The 20,630-nt window shown below is 35.9% G+C and carries 9 protein-coding genes; 2 read left to right on the top strand and 7 right to left on the bottom strand.

The genetic code is table 11. The features are described 5' to 3' along the window. Position 1: 1 nt before the first annotated feature. From QW060_RS16920 to QW060_RS16905, 4 genes are all read right to left on the bottom strand, one after another. On the bottom strand, positions 2 to 1,897 hold the full coding sequence (locus tag QW060_RS16920) for an OmpA family protein (protein ID WP_290364638.1): 1,896 nt from the start codon (positions 1,895 to 1,897) through the stop codon (positions 2 to 4). 17 nt (positions 1,898 to 1,914) lie between these two features. Beyond that, a complete protein-coding gene (locus QW060_RS16915) occupies positions 1,915 to 2,835 on the bottom strand; it encodes a PorP/SprF family type IX secretion system membrane protein (RefSeq protein ID WP_290364637.1) in 921 nt (306 codons plus the stop codon). A gap of 269 nt (positions 2,836 to 3,104) precedes the next feature. After that, positions 3,105 to 6,554, bottom strand: a complete 3,450-nt coding sequence (locus QW060_RS16910; RefSeq protein WP_290364636.1) for a choice-of-anchor L domain-containing protein — start codon at positions 6,552 to 6,554, stop codon at positions 3,105 to 3,107. Positions 6,555 to 6,660: 106 nt separating this feature from the next. After that, positions 6,661 to 10,887 carry a choice-of-anchor L domain-containing protein gene (locus QW060_RS16905; RefSeq protein ID WP_290364635.1) on the bottom strand — a complete coding sequence of 1,409 codons (4,227 nt, stop codon included), beginning with the start codon at positions 10,885 to 10,887 and terminating at the stop codon, positions 6,661 to 6,663. 234 nt (positions 10,888 to 11,121) lie between these two features. Between QW060_RS16905 and QW060_RS16900 the strand changes: the two genes are divergently transcribed. Then, entirely contained in the window at positions 11,122 to 11,280 is a 159-nt protein-coding gene (locus tag QW060_RS16900; protein WP_290364634.1) for a hypothetical protein, read from the top strand. 78 nt (positions 11,281 to 11,358) lie between these two features. On the opposite strand, the gene QW060_RS16895 is transcribed toward QW060_RS16900, so the two are convergent. Next, on the bottom strand, positions 11,359 to 15,588 hold the full coding sequence (locus tag QW060_RS16895) for a choice-of-anchor L domain-containing protein (RefSeq protein WP_290364633.1): 4,230 nt from the start codon (positions 15,586 to 15,588) through the stop codon (positions 11,359 to 11,361). Positions 15,589 to 15,634: 46 nt separating this feature from the next. Here QW060_RS16895 and QW060_RS16890 point away from each other — a divergent pair, with 46 nt between their 5' ends. After that, a complete protein-coding gene (locus QW060_RS16890; protein ID WP_290364632.1) occupies positions 15,635 to 15,808 on the top strand; it encodes a hypothetical protein in 174 nt (57 codons plus the stop codon). Between the two features lie 332 nt (positions 15,809 to 16,140). Here the strand turns inward: QW060_RS16890 and QW060_RS16885 are convergent, their stop codons facing one another. Together QW060_RS16885 and QW060_RS16880 are read right to left on the bottom strand one after the other, a co-directional pair. Beyond that, complete coding sequence (locus QW060_RS16885; RefSeq protein ID WP_290364631.1) at positions 16,141 to 19,158, bottom strand: choice-of-anchor L domain-containing protein; 3,018 nt, start codon at positions 19,156 to 19,158, stop codon at positions 16,141 to 16,143. Beyond that, entirely contained in the window at positions 19,098 to 20,333 is a 1,236-nt protein-coding gene (locus QW060_RS16880) for a choice-of-anchor J domain-containing protein (protein ID WP_290364630.1), read from the bottom strand. Before QW060_RS16880 ends, QW060_RS16885 begins: the two co-directional genes overlap by 61 nt. Positions 20,334 to 20,630: the final 297 nt, after the last annotated feature.

Below are 20,630 nucleotides of genomic sequence, written 5' to 3'. Positions count from 1 at the left end.
TTTATTTCTGTGTGATGATGAATTCTGATCTTCTGTTGATCGCATCCTGCTCAGGTGTACAGTTTTCACCGCAATCAACTTTCGGCTGACTTTCTCCGTAACCCTGTGCCTGTAATCTGTTAGATGCAATTCCTTTTGATACAATATACTGTAACGTAGTTTTTGCTCTTTGATCAGAAAGTCTCAAGTTATAAGCGTCGCTTCCTTTATTATCAGTATGTGCTTCTATTTTAATTTTCATGTTAGGATTTCTTTCTAAAATCTGAACAAGTTTGTTTAATTCGAAAGCTCCCTGTTGTGTAATATGAGATTTATCAAACTCAAAATAGATATCTCCCAATACTATTTTTTCATCAATAATCAATAATTCGATCGGACGTAATTGTACCTCAACAGGCGCTTTTCCATTTTTAGTTTTTTGCAATGGAACATTTTTACTGTCATAATCTTTTCTTGATACCTGCAAAGAGTAATTTCTCCCACAATCTACATCATATCTAACTAAACCATAAGCGTCTGAATATTTTGTTTCAATGATGTTTTTATCCTGATCTAAAATACTTACCTGTGCATCTTTTAAGATTTCTCCTGTTTTTTCATCTTTTACAGTGATAAGGAATTCCGTTAAACATACGGGATGGACTTTGTATATATCATCTCTTCCCACACGGTTTGTAGAGATAAATCCGATGTTTTTATCAGTATAGAAAGACAATGCAAAATCATCTTTAGCCGTATTTATAGGATCTCCCACATTCATGGCAACAGAGCCCGGAACTTCTAAATCGATTGAGTATACGTCTAATCCTCCAAAACCTTGTCGGGCATCAGAAGCAAAGTATAATTTGTTATTATCTGCGATAAAAGGAAATGATTCGCGTCCTTCGGTATTAACTTTTTCACCCATGTTTACAGGCTCACCGTAACTACCGTCTTCATTAATAGATACCTTCCAGATATCCATTCCTCCAAGAGTACCTGGCATATCAGAAGCAAAATATAATGTTTTACCATCTGGTGTAACACTTGGATTACTTACCATATAATCTGCCCCGTTGAAAGGTACCGGCTCTAATTTACCCCATTTCTTTCCATTAAAGGTAGCTCTGAAAACACTTACCTTTCCTAATTTCAGACGTTTCTTTTTATCTACAGCATACTTTCTGTTTCTGAAACTCTCTGTTGAGAAATACATAGTTTGTCCGTCTGCAGTAATGGTTACAGGTCCATCGTGTAACTTCGAGTTCAATTCACTTACCGGTGTGATCTCTTTAAATTTACCTTCTTCAAGATCATAAGGAGCCGAATAGATGTCTAAATAAGGTTGATTATTCCATCCGTATGTTTTTTTCTTACCCGATCTTGATGATGTAAAATAAAAAGTATTGTCTTGTGTAAGAATTCCCGCAAAATCAGAATACTTAGGATCATTCATCCCACTGTCTTCAAATGTAAATAAAGCTTCCTGCTCTCTTAACTTTGGTATATAATCCGGATTCTGTAAAAATTTTATAGAGCGTAAATCATCCGGTTTCAAGTTAGCAAATTTTTTCATTGCTGCATTTGATGCCTCATATCTTCCGCTCGCTTTTAGCATCTGTGCATACTTATAATGAATTTCTGCATCAAGCCCAGGGTTTACTTCTAACGCTTTTGCATACCATTTAGCAGCTTCAACTGTATTAAAGATATTGTAATAGGATTCTGCTAATTGAATGTTTATGTAGTTATCGGTTTTGTCTCCTCTTGTTAATTTTTTGTATTGTTCAGCAGCATCCATAAACTGATATCTGCTGAATAATTCGTCTGCTAATTTTAAACGTTCTTCTGGAGTATTTTGTGCAAATCCTGTCATTACACACCCCATAAGCATTAAACTCAAGTATATTTTCTTCATAATTTTTATCTAAGTGATTAGAAATAACGAGGTGAACTGGATACTCTTTTCTTAAAGTAAATATCAAATAGTACAATTACTTCATGAGAAGCGGTTCCTGCTACTTTCAAATCCGAAACAATGTGATCATATGCATATCCAATACGAAGGTTTGGTAAAACAGCATAATTGATCATTGCTCCAAATGAGTCTTCTAATCTATAGGTAGCACCAAATTCCAATTTATTATTCCACATTGCATTTACTGAAGCATCTACTGATACCGGCGAGTTCATTGCCATTTTAAGCATGGTAGAAGGTTTTAGTTTCCATTCTTCATTAAGATCGAAAACATATCCACCTGTTAAGAACATGTGCATTACATCACTACCGAATTTTCTGTTATTTTTTTCGACATATGTATTCTGTAAGAAATTCGGCACACTCAATCCAATATAATACTTATCTGTATAATAGAATGCTCCGGCTCCAACGTTGAAAAGAGAATTGTTTTCATCTGAAGCAAAAGCAGGATCATTCGGATCAGGAACTCCCGGATTAATATCACTAAAGTAACCGATATTTTGCAAGGTTACACCTCCTTTAACCCCTAATGCTAAACGATGCTTTCCTCCCAGATCCAGCGTATAAGAAACGTCTGCATAGATTTTATTTTCTGTAATTGGTCCGATTTCATCTGATATAGCAGAGATACCGACTCCGACACTTTTACCGACTTTACTATGTCCAAAAATAGTAGTTGTCTTTGGAGCACCATCTAAACCAACCCATTGCTGGCGGTGCAAAACTCCTAAAGAAAGGCTCTCTTTTGAACCGGCGTAAGCAGGATTGAAAACACTTTGATTATACATATACTGTGTATAATGCGGATCTTGTTGTGCAAATATTTCATTACTACATAAAAACCCTAGTAAGACAGATACTAAAATTTTTTTCATATATCGATTTTTAATGTTAACAATAGTTTAATACTCAATTCTTTTTGTTTCATAATTTAAAACTTTATAATCCTGCAGTTTCTTTAGGAAAATCAAATATAATCAAATTTATTTTTTTTTTAACAAAAGTCACATTTTTAACAAAAAAAGAAATATCCTGAATAAAAAAGAGCTTCTTTTTGCGTCATTTTAACTTTGTATGTTGGTTATTATAAGACAATAACGTGTAAAACAATTACCACTATCAGTCTGACCGTCTATATACCTTATTATTTTATTTCTCTGGCAATCTGAACATATCCGGTCAATACCTCTGTTGTGGTTGTTATTTTATAATAATAAGTACCATCAGGCAGTTCTTTTCCGTTTTTGCTCTGTCCGTACCATTGATTTGTATATCCGTTACCATAGGAATATACTTCTCTTCCATCTCTGTTATAGATCGCAACCGCTAACGGATGATAATAGGTAAGATCAAAGGAGTCATTTAGCCCGTCTCCGTTAGGTGAAATTCCTTTAGGAACAGAACAGTTAATCACTTCAACTGAATAACTGCTGGAAAAAACACAATTGTCTTCATTTTTAATGTTTATGAAAACAGTATACTTTCCTAAAGAGAATATTTTTCCACTTTCATAAAGCTCTCCTTTTCCAAATTCTTCAGAAGAGTAAAACTGTCCCTGTGGTAGTTCTGGTAATACATAATTGGTACAGCTTACAATATCATCAGCTTCAAAAGGCATTAATTCTTCGGATGCTATAATTTGAAATGAACTAACCGACTGACAACCTGTTTCGTTATCTATAAGACTAATATAGATTGTTTGTGGCAAATTGTAGGGTTGATAAGCAGTTGCCCCCGAAATCGGAGAGACTTCATTTATAGCCTCACTTTCCGATTCATAATATGTAATGGTTACATTATTATTATTAATGTCGCTTATTATAGCCGCTTCTATACTTGTAAGGTCCACGATTGACGCAACTTCATTATATACACAGGTGATAATATCATCCGGTTTTTTCAGATCGATGATTGGTTTTCTTATGATTCTGAAAGAAACTATTTTATAACATCCTAAATCATCCTCTACCCTTACAAAGATTTGCTGTGGCAACTGTATTGGCTGATAGTTTTCCGGAGAAACGATTTGCTCTTCAACATCTTCAGCATCTTCTATATTTTCGTAATAGCCTACAATGAGTTGACTGGTATCTCCGAATTGAGAAAGGAGCTGGTCTTCATTGACAGTCAGATCTACCATTGGAATCTGATTTCTGAAGATACAAATCTCAATATTATCCGGAACAGTTACTGTTAATTCAGGATAAATTTCTATAATAATAGAATCGTTAATAGCACAGGTACTTCCTATAAATGTAGCCTCAATTTTGTATTCACCCGATTCGTTTACTTCTAAAATAGTTCCGTTTGCTCCAGGGATTAAAACCCCGTTTTTAAACCATTCAATTGTATAATTATCTGGATTAAGCTGTGAATCCAGCAGAACACTTTCTCCATAACACAAAGCTGTTCCTTCATCAATTAATCGGTTATCACCTATATTTACACTACCTAAATCAAAACTACCCCCTTCAAGAAAAACAGCTGAATCGTAAGAGGAATCCGGAAAACCTGATCCTCCAAAATCAGCAATCACAAGCTTTATATGATAGGTTTGCCCAGGAACAACCTGTGATTGTGCAATTAAAGGCACCGTATATCCTCTAAAGTTAATCGGTGCATTCATCGAAGCAGAATTCGTTCCGTTATAGTACTCTGCAAAATATTCCGGATTTACAGAGGCACATCCTCCATTATAAGCATTATTTCTGATAGTGGTAACTGAAACAGGTATATTGGTATTTGGAACAACCGCTAAATTGGTTGTCGTATTGGTTGCCAAATCTGTTAACAGGAAGGCAAATGCATCGGAATAATTACACTGAAACGTTCCATACTCTTCAGAAGCAAATATAAAGTTGAAACTGATTTGATTGGTTATCGCTACGAAATCAAATTCTAATTTTGTAGCATTTAAAAGTGGACCGGTAATTCCCTGTTGTGTCAATACATTTGTTAAATCAGTATCTCCTCCCCATACAGATCCTCCGGCACCCTGCACACCTAATCCTTTTGGTCCCGGTGCCGATGCAAAATTACCTGTTGATAATATAATTCCATCACCGAAAGGAAAAGAAGAACCATTTTGTTCAAAGTATCCGATTCCGTTAACGGTTCCAAAATTGGTTCCTGTACTCCATGTAATATTTGAAATATTAGCACAATCATTGTCTATCAAAACATCAGTCACTAACTCAGGTACTGTATACTGAGTATCATCAACTTTTATTGGTGGAGTCGGAGTTGTTACACAGACATCAAAATTTAGTGTATTATAAAAAGATGATGTATAAATTCTTATTTTGTAAATCTGACCGATCGCTAAATTATTTAATGTTAATGCCTGTCCTGTAACACATCCTATGTTTGCCATAGCTGTAGTACAATCTTCACCCTGATACACTACAATATAAGTTGTAGCATACGTTATGGACATGTTTAGCAATCTTATCATATGAGTAGGTGCTTCAGCGGTAAACTCAAACCATACATCATTCGCAGGAGTTCCGGCACATACTGTTCCGGTAGCCGACGGGGTTGCTCCTATTACTGTTCCCGGTACAGTCTCTACACATTCTATTCCATCATTTACCGGAACTGTAATTGCATCCGGACAATTATCATTAGAGATCAGTGCATTTACTGCCATAGGTCCCTGCCATACACTTGTTCCATCAACAGCTCCACAATTGGTACGCACCCAAAAATAATAGGTTACAGCCTGTGCCAAGTTTCCTACTGTCACAGTAGTATTTGTTGTATTTCCGGTGGGTGTTGTACCAGGAGTTACTGTATTTACTGGGCTTATATAGTAATCATATCCGGTTACAGAAGAACCTGTTGGTGCTGTCCAGGTGAGAACGGCGCTATCTGTTGTCTGCCCACTTACTGTAATACCTGTCGGAGCTGAACAAACCACACGTTTTACCAAAATATTGTCTATTGCTGCAGGCGGTTGTGTTCCTAATATGCCATCATTACGCCATTCAAAAACTAATTTTATATTTTGCCCAGCAAGAGCTGATAGATTAACAATACTGCTATTAGTTGTAAAAACGGAACCCTGATAGAAATCTCCTCCAACACGTACTCTTCCTCCACCATTAGTGATTTGTGTTCCCGGAGTAGGTACATAAGCTTCTGGCACTACCCAAACTCTGAAATAATCATAGAGACCGGTTTCTCCTACAGAGCGCCAATCAAATTGAATTTCCACATCTACTGTATTTGAAGGTAATGTGATAAGCTTAAAAGCCTGAGTTACTGATGCCGCACTTACGTTGTAATTATTAGACACCCCATTATTATCTGAAATGTATAAAGATTTTGTTCCTCCGTTGTTTACTGCTGTTCCAACAGACCATTTATTTGTTTGTGTTCCGTTTAAAAATTCCCATCCATGAGTTCCTTCGAAATCTTCTGTGTAAATGTCATTCACTGCAAGTATATCATACATCTTTTTACTTACATTCTGCTGAGCTATTTTTTCTGTTTCTAAATGTGGCCTTTTTTCATTTATCAAATGAATTATCTTAGGTACAAACGCAAAAGATGAAAGTGCAATAAATAAAAACAATAAGGTAATTTTTTTCATATTTGTATCGTAAAATTTGGTTGACTAACAAATATAAAAATATTTAGTTAACATTTAGTTAACAACCCAACAAAAAAACCTTTTTATTTAAAAATTCAATAATTAATTATTTAATTTCCCGTATTAATTGCACATAACCTGTAAACAATTCAGTATCAGTAACGATCTTATAAAAATAAGTATCGTCCGGTAGTGGTTCGCCCTGTTTGTTCTGACCATACCACTGATTCGTGTAACCCGGTCCGTAAGCATACACTTCCATTCCTTCTCTGTTATAGATCAATACTTCTAAAGGATGGTAATTTGTTAAATCAAACGTATCATTAAGACCATCACCATTCGGAGAAATTCCTTTTGGAATCGAGCAATCTATTACTTCTATTGTATAACTGCTGCTAAACACACAGTTATTTACATTTTGTACATTGAGATAGACAACATAATAACCCGGACCATAAACGGTCCCGCTTTTTATCAGTTCTCCTTTACCAAATGCTTCTGTACTGTAAAAATAACCTTCCGGCGCTTTTGGCAACGTATATTTGGTACAAATGATAATATCCTCTACTTTCACAGGTATGATTTCAGGGGATGCCACAATATCAACTGAGGTCATTAACTCACAACCCGTAGCTCTATCTGTAAAACGGATATAAATTGTTGCTGGCAAAGTATCTGGCTGATAATTTTGAGGAGAAGCGATAGCTCCAATTCCATCAATAGCATTTTGGTATGTTTCATAATAGTACAGCATTACATTTGGATTTGTCAACTGACTCACAATACCTGATCTTACACTTGTAAGATCTAAGGAAACCGGAATTCCATCATATACACATGCCACTATTTTTTCCGGATTTTTAAGGTCAACAACTTCTTTTGCGACCAATTTAAAGGACACAATACGGTGACAACCGGTTTTGTTATCGTCAATACGAACAAAAATTTCTGCCGGTAACCCTGAAGCCACGTAGTTTTCAGGATCGGTTATGACTTCATCTTCGAGCTCTGCCGCTGTTTCTGTTTTATAATACGCAACTTCTATATCAGAAAGATCCGGTATCAAAGACAGCATTTCATTTTCGTTTATGGTAAGATCAACTATAGGTATAAGCTGATTGAAAACACAGATTTCTATATTTTTAGGAAAAATAACTTTAATCTCCGGATAGATTTCTACCTTTACAGTGTCTGTTAGAGGACAAATGCTGTTTACAGGTATTGCCTCTATTTTATATTCTCCACTTTGAGTTATTTCTAAAGTAGGACCATTAGCTCCGCTAATCAAGACATTATCTTTATACCATTTAATAGTATAATCTTCAGAACTTAACTCTGAATCAATAATATAAGACTCTCCGGGACACAAAGCATTACCATTTTCAACTAATAAATCGCCCCCCAATTCAACGTTACCCAGATCAAAACTGCCTCCTTCTATAAATACTGCAGAGTCCATACTTATATCTTGCCTATCCTGAATTACCAATTTTATATGATAAGTCGTTCCCGGAACAACTTGACTTTGTGCTACCATCGGCACTGTAAGACCTCTAAAGTTTATTGGAGACAATAACGGATTAGCTCCTCCGTTCAAGTTATAATATTCCTGAAAATATTCCGGATTGGCATCTGTACATGCCGGAGCTCCAGTAATTGGATTTAGAGGAGAATAAATTCCTTTTCTAATAGTCACCACAGAAATCGGATCACTGGTATTCGGTACCAACGCTAAATTGGTAGTAATACCGGTAGTTGAATTGGTTAGAAAGAATGCAAAAACATCAGAATAACGACATTGAAACATACCATATTCATTGGAAGCAAATATAAAATTAAACTTGAGCTGTTCAGTAACTGCTACAAAATCGAATTCCAAAACAGATGCATTCCTATACACCTGATCAGGTTGATTCAGATAGTTATTGATATAAGTCGTTAACTGTGCATCACCACCCCAAATATTTAAACCAGATGCAGGATTACCGCCTCCGGGTCCCTTTGCCAGCTGTACATCTCCCGTAGAAAGAAGAATACCATCCTCAAACGAAAAGCTCGAATTATTTTTATCAAAATAACCAATACCATTTACATCGCCAAAATTCGATCCTGTACTCCAGGTAATGTTTGAAACGTTAGCACATGGATTATCAATTAACACTTCGGTTACCAGCTGAGGCACTGTATATTGTGTTTCACTTACCAAAACTGGATTGAGAAGCGTAATCACGCATATATTAAAGGTTGTATCAGTATTTATTTCAGAAGTATAAACCCGTACCTTATATGTATTTCCAACAGTAAGTCCTTCCAGACTTAATACATCTGTCTGAGCGCATGCAACAGGTATCAAATTTTGACCTTCACAAATACCTTGTTTATATACTGCAATATAAGTAGTTGCAAATCCGGCTTCAAGTTTTACAGAGTGTTTAGTAGAAACAGCTGTAAATTCATACCATACATCGTTATAAGGATTTCCTTCACATACCTCACCTGTATTTGAAGGGGTCGCTGCTTTTATTGTCCCCGAAACACTTTCAATACACTCAGGTCCCGAATTTACAGGTATTACTATTGCGCTATTACATTCATCATTAGGAGGTGCAGTAGTAAGTTCTAAAACAGAAGACCAGTTACTTTTTTCTATAGGGTTACATATTGCCCGTATATATACATCATAGGATGTACTATTTTCTAAATCACTTATTGTAATTGAGGTTGTATTAGTCGAATAGACTGTAATAGTACTCAGATCAGTAGGAATACTTTGTCCATGAGGCAGTATGATAACTTCCCATGAAGCTACCGTTCCATATTGCTGCCATGAAATGCTCAATGATTGATCAGTAACTTGCGTGCTTACTAACTCATAAGGTTCCGGACATAGCGGAACAGGTTCGATAATTACTTTATCTATATATATTTGTCGATTATTACTATTGCCGACATACCAAGCAATAGCTCCCTCACCCGTAAAAGCCGGTAGATATACTGTTTTTTCTATATATTGCTTATTACTATATCCTTGTTCGGCCAATACCGTTTCTGTAAAATCAACAACAGAGGTACCTCCGTTTTGTGACCTCTTTACACTAAACTTCTGGGGTAGTTCACCTAAACCCATTTTATAATGATATTTCAAACGGTATTGTCCGTTAAAATTAAAGATCGGGCTCACTAAATAATCATCATTACCCGCTGAATTCGATACATCAATAGGCAATTTAGCAAATTGATCCCCTTCAAATGCTCCCCAAACAGTATTTGTACTCCATTGTACATCATCATTATTGTTGTTGATGAATGTCCAGCAATTATCTGTTGTTGAATCAGAATTAAACGTTTCTGTAAAAGGTAGATTAATCGCCGTACAATGAGTAAAAAAGGTGAAAGGTCCGGTCCATAAACTTTGCCCATCAACACTTCCGCAATTACTGCGTACCCAGAAATAATATTGAGTACCAGGCATGAGATTTTCGAGCTCTGCTGAAGCAGTGGTTACATTTCCGGTAGGAATGGTTGTGTTCAAAATAGTGTTTGTTTGACTTATATAATAATCATGAGAGATTCCATTAGTCATAACCGATGGGGTCCATGAGATTTGTGCTGTAGTAGTTGCTACATTCTGTAGCTGTACATTTAAAGGCTTTGAACAGCTTACTCTTTTCAATATCACATTATCAATAGCTATAGGTGGTTGTGCTCCTGACCAACCTTCATTACGCCATTGAAATACCAATCGTATGCTCTGACCTGAAAAAGCAGTAAAATCTAAGATTGTACTATAATTAATCCATGTTGGCTGTCCATTTAAATTTCCCACAATTTGGGTTATATCCATTCCTCCCGGAAAGATTTGAGTTCCGGGTGTAGGAATAAAGCTTGTCGGAACAATCCAAACTCTGGCAACATCCTGCCAAGCAACCCCAATACTTCTCCAATCAAATGAAAACTCTACATCAGTAGTATTAACAGGAATAGAGATATCGGTGTAGGCATGTGTTATACTTGGCCCGGTAATATCATATTGATTACTTGCACCATTATTATCAGAAATATAGAGAGACTTTGTGCCCCCATTATTTACCGCTGTACCCACAAACCATTTGTTGGTCTGTGCTCCATTTACAAGTACCCAATTATGTACTCCTTCAAAATCTTCTGTATAAATCGGGCTGGCAAAATATAGTGCGGTATTGTGCTGAACTTTATCAGCCCCTGAAGGGTCACTGATAATTTTACTTTTATTGATTAGCTCTCTGTTTCCATCTGAAATGAAAGCAAAAACGGAAAACGTATAAAGTAAAAAAAGAAATATATTTTTTTTCATGAGTAAACTTTTTTAAAAACATTGTGTCAATAGAATCCTTTATAATTTAGTTTGTAAATCTGTATCAGAAGTTTTCTCATGCTCAGATACAGTTTTTTGTCATCACTCACTCATTATTTACAATGAGTTAATAGAATAGTACTTTTTATTTACTAAAATTCATCATTACAATAAATAATATCTACAATAATGATTGGCATATAATCAACATGGAAAAAATGAATAAGGAGAGGATTGGCTGTTAGCTTATTTACCCGTTGCTCAGCATTAAAGAAATTGCTTTTTAATCAGTACGGGAAAGGAATACACAGATGGGTAGATTTACTGTATATTGTGTTTTTAAATATATATCAATACAAATTTAAAATTAAATTGAATATTCTTGACAACTAATATAAAATCAAAAAGTTAAATTTTAAAAAAAGAAAAGCTCTGAAATATTTCAGAGCTTTTCTTTTTTTAAATCATTAATTATTTTATTTCCCGTACCAATTGCACATAGCCAGTTAAAACCTCATATTCAGTAACAATTCTATAGAAATAAGTACCATCCGGTAACGGTTTGCCCTGTTTATTCTGACCATACCACTGATTCGTGTAACCCGGTCCGTAAGTATACACTTCCATTCCTTCTCTGTTATAGATCAATACTTCCAACGGATGGTAGTTTGTTAAATCAAACGTATCATTAAGACCATCACCATTCGGAGAAATTCCTTTTGGAATCGAGCAATCTATTACTTCTATTGTATAACTGCTGCTAAACACACAGTTATTTATATTTTGTACATTGAGATAGACAATATAATAACCCGGACCATAAACGGTACCGCTTTTTATCAGTTCTCCTTTACCAAATGCCTCTGTACTGTAAAAATAACCTTCCGGTGCTTTTGGCAACGTATATTTGGTACAAATGATAATATCCTCTACTTTCACAGGTGTGATTTCAGGGGATGCCACAATATCAACTGAAGTCATTAACTCACAACCCGTAGCTCTATCTGTAAAACGGATATAAATTGTTGCTGGCAAAGTATCTGGCTGATAATTTTGAGGAGAAGCGATAGCTCCAATTCCATCAATAGCATTTTCGTATGTTTCATAATAGTACAGCGTTACATTTGGATTTGTCAACTGACTCACAATACCTGATCTTACACTTGTAAGATCTAAGGAAACCGGAACTCCATCATATACACATACCACTATTTTTTCCGGATCTTTAAGGTCAACAACTTCTTTTGCGACCAATTTAAAGGACACAATACGGTGACAACCGGTTTTGTTATCGTCAATACGAACAAAAATTTCTGCCGGTAATCCTGAAGCCACGTAGTTTTCAGGGTCGGTTATGACTTCATCTTCGAGCTCTGCCGCTGGTTCTGTTTTATAATATGCAACTTCTATATCAGAAAGATCCGGTATCAAAGACAGCATTTCATTTTCGTTTATGGTAAGATCAACTATAGGTATAAGCTGATTGAAAACACAGATTTCTATATTTTTAGGAAAAACAACTTTAATCTCCGGGTAGATTTCTACCTTTACAGTGTCTGTTAGAGGACAAATGCTGTTTACAGGTGTTGCTTCTATTTTATATTCTCCACTTTGAGTTATTTCTAAAGTAGGACCATTAGCTCCGCTAATCAAGACATTATCTTTATACCATTTAATAGTATAATCTTCAGAACTTAACTCTGAATCAATAATATAAGACTCTCCGGGACACAAAGCATTACCATTTTGAACTAATAAATCGCCCCCCAATTCAACGCTACCCAGATCAAAACTACCTCCTTCCAGAAAAATGGCAGAATCCCGATAAGGGTCTACTCTATCCTGAATCACCATCTTTATGTGATAAGTAGCTCCGGGTACTAAAACACTTTGTACAGTCATAGGTACCGTTAGTCCATAAAAATTGATTGGAGAGCTCATAGGGTTCTGACCATTGAAAGCCGGATCATAACAAGCCTGAAAAAATTCCGGATTATTATCTCCACATAGGGGTTCACCTGTAATTGAATCATATCCGGAGTGAATCGCCTTTCTTATAGTGGATATTGAAATCAGATCCGTAGTACCTGGAACCACTGCCAGATTAGTGGTTACCCCGGTTGTTGTATTGGTCAGAAAGAAAGCAAATGAATCTTTAAAACTACATTGAAAACTTCCGTATTCGTTGGAAGCAAATATAAAATTGAATTTGAGCTGATCGGTAATTGCTACAAAATCAAATTCTAACACACTCGCATTATAAGTATCTATATCCGTTTCATCCAGATAATTGTTCATTAAGGTGGTCAACTGGGTATCACCAGGCCAGTAACCTTCTCCTGTACTTGTTGCTTGGTCTGCAGGTCCACGAGCCCATAACATTTTTCCTGTAGAGAGAATAATCCCGTCTTTAAAGGAAAAACTTGTATTGTTTTTATTAAAATAACCTATCCCGTTGACATCATTAAAATTAGTACCTGTACTCCATGTAATATTTGATACAGTTGCACACTCATTGTCTATGAATATATCTGTCACCAGTTCAGGAACAGTATATTGTGTATCACTGGTTTTAATAGGAAAAAAGGTTAGTATACATATACTAAAATTAACTGCAGTGTCGAAACTCGATGTATATACACGTATTTTGTATGTATTCCCGACTGTAAGATCAATCATACTCAAGATACTCGTCGGAGCACATATTATTGGTGTAAGTGTCTCTCCATTACAAATACCCTGTTCATATACGGCAATATAAGTAGTTGCAGGATTTTCTGTTTGTAGCTTGATTAAATGATTTTCAGAAGTCGCTGTAAATTCATACCATACATCATTATAAGGATCACCCTCACATACCTCACCTATATTTGACGGCGAAGCTGCTTTTACTGTACCGTTTACAGTTTCAACACATTCAGGTCCCTGATTTACAGGCAATGTGATCGCTTTATTGCATTCATCATTAGAAGGACGTGTTGTTATCTCCAACATAGAAGACCAGTTGCTCTGCTGTGCCGAATTACAAACTGCTCTGACATATACATCATAGGCTGTCATATCTTCAAGATCATTAATAGTTATTGAAGATGTATTGGTCTGATATACCGTAATGGTACTCAGGTCAACGGGAATACTTTGCCCATGTGGCAGTATAATGACTTCCCAAGAATTAACTGTACCGTATTGCTGCCAGGCAATAGTTAATGTTTCATCTGTTATCTGTGTGCTGAGCACTTCATAAGGTTCAGGGCAGGCAGGTACTGGCTCAATTACTACTTTATCAATATATATTTGTCTTTTACTGCTACTGCCCACATACCATGCAAGAGCTCCTTGTCCTGTAAAAGCAGGCAGATATACAATTTTTTCGATATATTGTGTATTACTATAAGCTTGTTCGGCTACCACGGTTTGAGTAAAGTCTGATACCCCAATACCTCCGTTTTGTGACATTTTTACACTGAAAGTCTGGGGTGCCATCCCCCATCCCATCTTGTAATAATATTTTAAGCGATACGAGCCATTGAAGTTAAAAAGCGGACTTATTAGATAATCATCATTTAGTGCCATTGAAAGCATATCTATAGGTATGTTGGCGGATTTATCTCCTTCAAAAGGTCCTGTAGCCACATTTGTATTCCATTTAATGTTATCGTTATTATTATTAAGAACCGACCAACAATTTACAGTTGTTGAATCAGAGTTAAATGTTTCAGTAAAAGGCAAATTGAGTATGGAGCAATTCGTAAAAAAAGAAAATGGTCCTGTCCATAAGCTTTGCCCATCTACAGTGCCACAATTACTGCGTACCCAAAAATAGTATGAAGTACCTGCTGTTAAATTTCCAACACTGACGGAAGTAGTTGTTACATTTCCAGTAGGAAGAGTTGTTGGGGCAATTGTATTGGTCTGGCTCAGGTAGTAGTCATACGAAGCGACATTAGCAGTGGTTGGTGCTGTCCACGAAATCTGTGCGTTTGTAGTAGTAATATTCTGAGCATTTATGTTGGAGGGAGAGGAACAGGTAACTGATTTTAATAAAATATTATCTATAGCAGCTGGTGTTTGCATCCCTTCCCATCCTATATTAACCCATTGAAATACCAACCGAACGTTTTGACCTGCATAAGCCGAAAGATTCACTATCGTACTGTAATTATTCCAGATTGACTGTCCGCCAAAAGCCCCTCCTACCTGAATTCTATCTGCACCGGCAAATATCTGAAAACCAGGTAATGGAGTAAATGAAGAAGGTACAATCCATACATTAAAAATATCTGATTGGACATTTCCCATACTTTTCCAATCAAATGAGAATGCTACATCAGAAGTGTTTGCAGGAAGAGCTATATCTTTATAGGCATGGCTAATACTGGCTGCTGCAATATTATACTGATTAGCCACTCCGTTATTATCAGAAATATACAATGCTTTTGTACCACCGTTATTTACTGCCGTCCCTACATACCATTTGTTGGCATTAAGTCCATTTGAAAATAGCCAACCATGCGCTCCTTCAAAATCTTCTGTATAGATATCATTTGCTGCCCAGTACTGTATAGATCTATTTCTATCTTTATTCAGTTCTGAAATTTTCTTAGTGTTTTTATTTACCGTTATCACTTCTTTATAAATATCTGTGACAAGAGCAAAAGACGATAATGTAAAAAGTAAAAAAAGAAATAGGTTTTTTTTCATGGGTAAACTTTTTAAGAAATTCTGTCAATAAATCTTTTATAATTATTTGGTCAATCTGCATCAGAAATTTTATATCCTTACATCAGATCCCACTTGTATTATCCAAAAAAAGGTGAAGTCTGCTTTTTATGAAGAAATCCAATCAGATGATACTCTTAATTATTTATCCGTTTTATTAAAATCTATCGTCTCAAAAGACTATATCTCTCGTTTGGAATGAATATATAACAATATGCAAGAACCATGGCTGTCAGCAGATTTTCCTGTTGTTCAATTAAAGAAATTGATTTTTGAAGCTTTAATACAGGATGATATACAGATGGGTAGATGTACCGTATATCTATTTTAAAACATCCATATTAATATGGATTTCATACAAATATAAAATTAAATTTTAAACTTATTAAAACATTATCATAATTAAACGTTAAAAATCACATAGAATCTTTAATAAAATAAACATTGACAACGTATATATAACCAACACAAAATTATTTCAAAAAATAAACCCTCTGATCGAGATAGATGAGAGGGTTTTTAAAGATTGAGTTCTTATTTAATTTCACGTACAAGTTGTACATAACCTGTAAATACTTCAGTTGCAGTGGTGATCTTATAGAAGTAAGTACCATCTGGTAAGTCTTTTCCGTTTTTATTTTGTCCATGCCATTGATTGCTGTAGCCTACTCCATAGGCATACACTTCCCGCCCGTCTCTATTGTATATTACAACCTGTAAAGGATGGTAATACGTAAGGTCGAAACGATCATTTAATCCATCTCCATTCGGAGAGATAGCTTTAGGAATACTACAATCAATTACTTCTATTGCACAGCTGCTACTGAAAATACAACCATCTGCATTCGGTATATTCAGATAAATTTTATAGGAACCTAAATTATAGATGGTTCCCCATTTTACCACCTCTCCCTGTCCGAATTCTTCGGTACTGTAAAAATAACCCTCCGGTAGTTTCGGCAATACATAATGGGTACAGCTGATAATATCTTCTACCCGTATTGGTTGTATTTCCGGTGATTCTATAATCTCAAGAGAGGTAAGTAACTCACAACCTGTAGAAGAATCTGTAAAACGGATATAAATTGTTGTTGGCAAAGCATCCGGTTGATAGTTTTGTGGTGTAGTTATGGCTCCTGTTTTATTAATAGCATTTTCATATGTTTCATAATAGTACAGCATCACATTCGGATTCTCCAGTTGGTTCACAATATCTGATCTTATACTTGTAAGATCTACTGCTACCGGTACTTCATTGTACACACACGTAACAATATTATCCGGTTTTTTCAAATTAACTATAGTCTTTCTAATAAGTTTAAAAGGAATAATCAGATGACAACCGGTTTTGGTATCATCAATACGTACAAAGATTTCCTTTGGCAATGTAATAGCCTGATAATTAACAGGTGTATCTATTGCTCCTGTTACATCATCTGCATTTTGCTGTGTTTCATAATAATGTATTACAACATCAGAAGTATCGGGTATTAAAGACAACATTTCATTCTCATTTACCGTTAGGTCTACCGAAGGTATTTCCTGATTAAAAACACAAACTTCTATATTTTTAGGTGGTACAATTTTTATTTCCGGATATATTTCTACTTTTAAAGTATCATTTATGACACAAGTACTTCCTGCAAAAGTAGCTTCAATTTTGTACTCTCCGCTTTCGGTTACTTCTAAAGATGTTCCCTCTTCACTTTCTATCAAAACATTGTCTTTGTACCACTTGATTTCGAAATTATCAGCGTTAAGCCCTGAATCCAGAACATAAGTATCACCATAACACAGCGCATTTCCAGTATCAATCAACAAATCTTCACCAAAATCAACATTTCCTAAATCGAAACTACCTCCTTCAAGAAATACCGCAGAATCCATTGATGAATCTCCCCGATCCTGAATTACTAGTTTAATATGATAGGTAGTTCCCGGAACTACTTCGCTTTGTGCTGTCATCGGTATAGTCAATCCATAAAAATTAATCGGTGAAGTCAATGGATCCAGACCGTTAAAAAATGGATCATAACATGCTGCAAAATAATCCGGATTGGCATCTCCACATTCAGGCAGTCCAGGTATCCAAGAAGGTGAATGAATTCCTTTTCTAATTGTTACCACCGAGACCGGATCAGTGGTACCAGGTACAATTGCCAGATTGGAGGTAGTACCTGTTGTGGTATCCGTCAAAAAGAATGCAAAGGCATCAGAATAACTGCATTGATAAGCCCCATATTCATTCGAAGCAAATATAAAGTTAAATTTAAAGTCGTTAGTTAGCGGTATAAAATCAAATTCTAAAACAGACGCATTATAGTATTCATCAGATTCTCCCAAATAATCATTCATATAAGTCGTTAACTGCGTATCGCCTAACCAGCCATACATTTGTCCGGAACTTGTCGATCCTCCTACTGGTCCAGGAGCTAAATGGATATTTCCTGCAGAAAGAATGATACCCTCTTCAAAGGGAAATTCTGAACTGTTTTTATTGAAATAACCAATCCCGTTTACGTCATTAAAATTCGTTCCTGTGCTCCAGGTAATGTTTGAAATGGTTGCACAAGGGTTGTCAATAAGCACCTCAGTTACCAGTTCTGGAATCGTATATTGGGTATCACTTACCGATATAGGCGGGTTCAGTGTAATCACACAGATATTAAAGGTTACCTCTGGGTTCCAATAAGAAGTATAAACACGTACTTTATAAGTAGTTCCAATAGTTAATCCATCCAAACTCAGTAATTGGGTTGCAGCACAGGCAATTGGTGTCTCAACATCTTCACTACAGATACCTTCTTCATATACGGCTATATAAGTAGTTGCCCAACCATCCACTTCTAATTTTACTGAATGATTAGCGGATTCCGCAGTAAATTCATACCATACATCATTGTAAGGTGTCCCTTCGCAGACTTCTCCAATATTAGATTGAGTTGCTCCTGTAACCGATCCCGGCACGCTTTCAATACATTCAGGTCCTGAATTTACAGGTAATACTACTGATTCATGACATTCATCATTGGAAGGTGATGTTGTAATTTCTAAAGCCGATGACCACTCACTTAGCTCTGTAGGGCTACATAACGCACGTACATATACATCATACGCTGTAATATCTTCTAAATCATCGATTGTAATGGATGCCGTATTGGTTGGATAGACCGTTATTGTTGTTAAATCATTCGGTATACTTTGTCCATGTGGCAATATAATTACCTCCCATGACGCAACAGTACCATATTGCTGCCAGGTAAGACTTACCGACTCATCGGTAATCTGTGTCGCAAATAGTTCATAAGGCTCCGGACATGTAGGAACAGGTTCAATAACCACTTTATCAATATATATTTCCCGATTATTACTATTTCCTACATACCACGCAAAAGCGACTTGTCCCGTAAAAGACGGAAGATATACTATTTTTTCTACATAATCTTCATTACTATATCCCTGTTCTGTTACTACAGTCTGTGTAAAGTCTGCTACTCCGGTTCGCCGTTTTGAGACATTTTTACACTGAAAGATTGCGGATCTGACCCCCATCCTATTCTATAATAATATTTTAAACGGTACACACCATTGGAGTTAAACACAGGACTTACCAAATAGTCATCATTTACTGTCGGATTCCAGTTAAAGATTGGTATATGAGCTGATTGATCGCCTTCAAAAGGACTCCAGGTAGTATTTGTATTCCATTGAACACTGTCATTGTTATTGTTGATGACTGTCCAGCAGTTTACCGTTGAGGAGTCTGAATTAAAGGTCTCGGTATAAGGCAGATTGATCGCCACACATTGTGTAAAAAAAGTAAAAGGTCCCGTCCATAAACTATTCCCATCCAGAATACCACAATTACTGCGTACCCAAAAATAGTACTGCGTTGCAGGTGTAAGATTATCTAAATTTACTGTGGTCGTAGTAACATTTCCCGTAGGAATTGTTGTACCCGTAATATTATTGGTTTCACTAATATAGTAATCATAGGATGCCATATTGGTTGTTATTGGTGCTGTCCATGTTAACGCTGCTTCTGTAGTTGTGACATTCTGTACATTGATACCAGAAGGAGCAGAACAGGTGATTGTATTTAACAGAACATTATCAATGGCTGCTGGCGTCTGAACTCCATCCCAGCCAGTGTTTGTCCATTGAAAAACCAAACGCATGGTTTGTCCTGCATAGGCAGATATATTCAGTACTGTACTGTAATTGCCCCAGAAAGGCGGACCATTAAAAGCGCCTCCTACTTGAATTCTGTCTCCACCCGGAAAAATCTGAGCTCCGGGTCCGGGTAAAAAGCTCGTTGGAACAATCCAGACATTGAAATAATCTCCCCATCCAGTCCCTACACTTCGCCAATCAAAAGACAATTCTACATCTGCCGTACCGGTCGGAATAACAATATCTTTGTAGGCATGCGTTGTGCTCATTCCGGTAGTATCATACTGATTGTCAACCCCATTGTTATCTGATATATATAAAGATTTTGTACCACCATTGTTTACCGCTGAACCTACAAACCATTTGTTGGTTTGGGCTCCGTTTACAAATACCCAATTGTGTGTTCCTTCAAAATCTTCTGTGTAAATTGGCGTTGTTACCAAATAAGTAAAGGTATTACTCTGTTTTATAATTGCCTCTTTTTTATAAATATTTGAGATAACAGTAAGAGAAGAGAGAGCAAAAAGTAAAATTAAAAGTAGTTTTTTTTTCATACGTGTATTCTTTAATAAAATTAGTTCCTATTCTGTTTTGTTATTTTTATATATACTACGGTAAAAAAGCATTTAAACTAATTCATATACTCTATACAAATCAAGCTAGAATATTCTAAAGAAATTAAAAACGGACATCCATCTATAGCACTACTACCGGATTTAAGCAAGTATTTCTATTATAAAGAGGCTATTTAATATTCATTTGAAATCAAACGACTCTTTTTATCTTTCAAAAATTTTTTCTGTAATTACATCTCATTGAAACTTTTTATTTACAGTAAGTATCATCGAATA

The sequence above is a fragment of the Paenimyroides ceti genome, from assembly GCF_030409925.1.
This window is presented reverse-complemented; position numbering and strand designations above follow the sequence as displayed.